The sequence below is a fragment of the Streptomyces laculatispora genome, assembly GCF_017353455.1.
Classification (GTDB): domain Bacteria; phylum Actinomycetota; class Actinomycetes; order Streptomycetales; family Streptomycetaceae; genus Streptomyces; species Streptomyces laculatispora.
The window spans coordinates 1-3,319 of record NZ_JAFMPZ010000637.1; the positions used below are offsets into that span (position 1 = coordinate 1).

Annotated in this window: 3 protein-coding genes; 2 read left to right on the forward strand and 1 reads right to left on the reverse strand. The window is 70.5% G+C overall.

Annotated features, from left to right (window positions below; genetic code table 11):
* Window positions 1–1,024: ATP-binding SpoIIE family protein phosphatase (locus tag J1C73_RS33130; protein ID WP_207319603.1), on the forward strand; the 1,024-nt coding region annotated here is incomplete at its 5' end.
* Here J1C73_RS33130 and J1C73_RS33135 read toward each other — a convergent pair.
* Window positions 1,018–2,325 carry an MFS transporter gene (locus J1C73_RS33135; RefSeq protein ID WP_207319604.1) on the reverse strand — a complete coding sequence of 436 codons (1,308 nt, stop codon included), beginning with the start codon at window positions 2,323–2,325 and terminating at the stop codon, window positions 1,018–1,020. The two genes, J1C73_RS33130 and J1C73_RS33135, sit on opposite strands and share 7 nt — an antisense overlap.
* Before the next feature lie 156 nt (window positions 2,326–2,481).
* Between J1C73_RS33135 and J1C73_RS33140 the strand changes: the two genes are divergently transcribed.
* Complete coding sequence (locus J1C73_RS33140) at window positions 2,482–3,036, forward strand: MarR family winged helix-turn-helix transcriptional regulator (RefSeq protein WP_207319605.1); 555 nt, start codon at window positions 2,482–2,484, stop codon at window positions 3,034–3,036.
* Window positions 3,037–3,319: the final 283 nt, after the last annotated feature.

Here is a 3,319-nt window from a genome sequence, read left to right on the forward strand (position 1 = left end):
GGTCGGCGGCGACTGGTACGACGTCATCACCCTCGGCGCGGGCCGCACCGCCCTGGTCATCGGGGACGTGATGGGGCGCGGGGTGCGCGCCGCCGCGGTGATGGGCCAGCTGCGCACCGCGGTCCGGGCCTACGCCCGGCTGGACCTCCCGCCGCACGAGGTGCTCCAGCTGCTCGACGGACTGGCCGCCGAGATCGACGCCAGCCAGATCGCCACCTGCGCCTACGCGGTCCACGACCCCAACGAGGGCTTGCTGGTCTACTCCTCCGCCGGGCACCTCCCGATCCTGGTGCGCGACGAGGACGGCACGGTGCACCGCGCCGAGGGCCCGACCGGGCCCCCGCTCGGCACCGGCGGCTGGATCCACACCTCCGGCACGATCGCGCTGCCGCCCGGCTCCACCGCGGTCCTCTACACCGACGGCCTGGTCGAGCGCCGCAGCGAGGACATCGACGAGGGCGTGGCCGCGCTGGAGCGCGCGCTGTCCGGTGCGAAGGGCGCACCACAGGTGGTCTGCGACCGCCTGATGCGCTCCCTCAACATCACCGCGGAGCACGACGACGACGTGGCGGTGCTGGTGGTCCAGCACCCCGCCCGCACCGGGCCGACGGCGGAGCTGTTCCACAACGCCTCGCTCGATCTGCTCGGCGGCATCGAGGCGGCTCCGCGCGCCCGCGCCTTCGCGACGGGCGTCCTGACCTCGTGGCGCTTCCCGGTGGACCTGTGCGACCTGGGCGTCCTCGCCGCCGGTGAGCTGGTCGCCAATTCCCTCCAGCACGGCACACCGCCGATGCGCCTGGGTCTGCGGCGCACCGACCGCCGGCTGATCATCGAGGTGACCGACGGCGACGACCACCTGCCGCGCCGCCGCCGCGCCGAACCGGCGGACGAGGCGGGCCGGGGCATCTCCATCATCGCGACGATCGCCACGTCCTGGGGCAGCCGCCGCACGCCGGGCGGCGGCAAAGCGGTCTGGTGCGAATTCACCTTGCCGCGCCAGGAGGCGGGCGCGGGCCCTCAGTGAACAGCGGCGACCGGGGGCGGCACCTCGGCCGGCGCGGCCTCCGGCAACGACACGGCCACCACCCGCGACGGCACCGCCGCGAGTGAAGGCTGGTCCTGTACGGGGGTGAGCCGTCGGCCCAGCCGCAGCGCGAGCACCGTGATGCTCAGCGAGAACAGCACGAACGTCACGATGTACGGCCCGTGCAGCGATGCCCCCATGGGACCGCCCACGGCGGGACCGACCGCCAGCGCCAGCTGCTTGCACAGGGCGAAGGCCGAGTTGTACTGCCCGACCATCGACTCCGGCGCCAGATCGGCGACGAGCGGTGCGACGGTCGGCGAGAGCATCGACTCACCGAGCCCGAACAGCGCGTACGTGGAGATCATCGCGGCCGTCGCCATGGTCTGGCTGCCGTGCCCGAGACCGGCGTAGCCCGCCACGATCCAGGCGAACGCCCAGATCAGACCGACCGCGGCGATCACCCGGCTGCGACGGCGGCGCTCCACCAGCCGCAGCACCACGAACTGGGCGACGACGATGACCGCGGTGTTGGCGGCCAGCGCGATCCCGAGCGTGGAGGGCTCGATCCCGGCGGCCTCGGTGCCGTACGCCGCAAGACCGGACTCGAACTGTCCGTAGCAGGCGAAGAACACCACGAACCCCAGCACACACAGCTGCACCATGGCCCGGTGCGAGAGCAGCCCCCGCATCCCGCCCCGCGCGGCATCACCGGCCCCGGACACCCCCGCCGTGACGGCGGACGTACGAGGCATCCGCACGGTCGCCGTGATGGCGCCGAGCACGAGGAACATCACCGCTTCGATCAGGAACAGCAGAGCGAAGGACGAAGGCCGGTCCGTGTCGACGATCTGTCCGCCGACCAGTCCGCCGATGCCGAGTCCCAGGTTCTGCAGGAAGAACTGCATGGCGAAGGCACGGGTACGGGTGCCGGTGTCGGAGCACCGGACGAGCATCGTGGCGAGGGCGGGCTGCATGACCGCGGTCCCCGCGCCGAGGACCGCGGCCGACAGGACGGCGGCGGTCACCTGCGAGGAGAAGCCCAGGGCGGCCGCGCCCAGGGAGGCGACGACCGAGGCGACGAGCAGTACGGGCAGCGGCCCGCGACGGTCGATGACCCGGCCGGTGAACGGCAGGACGGCGAGCGCTGCCATGGCGAAGACCGCCAGTACGACTCCCGCCGTACCGGCACCCAGATCCCGTACCTGCGCCACATAGACGTACAGATACGGAACGGTGAACCCGAGCCCGAACGCGCTCAGCGCGCTCCCCAGCTGGATCCGCCGCAGTGCTGCACCCATTTCCCTGGTCACACTCACCTACCTCAAGGTCTCGAAGCCATGTGATCGAGCGAACCGAACGACTCGAACCCGAAGACTTTAGCACTAAAGTTAGAAGCTCAACAATACAGACCGAAGGACTTCGACGGCTATGGGTGGCGTGCCATACTGCGCGCCATGTCTGACACCACCGAGCCCGGTCTCCAGGAGCCGAGCCTCGACGAGCAGATCGCCGCCTATCAGCGCGAGTTCCGAGACCTGGACCCACAGGTCGAGCAGGTCGTCTCGGCGCTGGGCAGGCTGAACCGCCGAATGAACGTGGCGTACGGACGTCAGGTCGCCGCCCTCGGCATCAGCAACGCCGAGTGGGAGGTCCTCAAGACCCTCGTGCTGGCCGGTACCCCGTACCGGCTGGGCCCGGGGGAGCTGGCCAAGCGGCTCGGACTCACCCCGGCCGCGATGACGCACCGCATCGACCGCATGGCCGGCGAGGGCCTGGTCACCCGCGACCGCGACGAGAACAACCGGGTCCGCGTCATCGTCGAGCTGACGGACGAGGGCCGGGCGAAGTGGCTGGAGGCGATGCGGATGGCCACGGACTTCGAGGAGGAGCTGCTCCAGGACCTCTCGGGCGACGAGCGCGGAGTCCTCGGCGAGATGCTGATCCGGCTCCTGCGCCGGGTGGAGCACGCCCAGCCGGACGCCGGCGGTCGCCTCACCGACCTGGACTGACACGGCCCTGCCGGGTCGGCCAGGGAGGGGTTGACATGCCCCACCGAGATCCGTAAGGTTCTTCGAGTTGTCACGGAGCCTGCACGGTTCTGCGGCAGCCGATCCCGCCGCGAATGCGGCAACCAAAACTCAGCACGATCTCCCACTCGGGAGAATTTCGGTATGCCGAAATTGATTTCGAAGGCTCGATTATGAGCCGACGGGAAGATCCGCTAGAGTTTGAGACGTCGGAACGGCCCAACAGCCGGGAAGACAACCCCCGCTGACTGGGAATCAGGCCCGA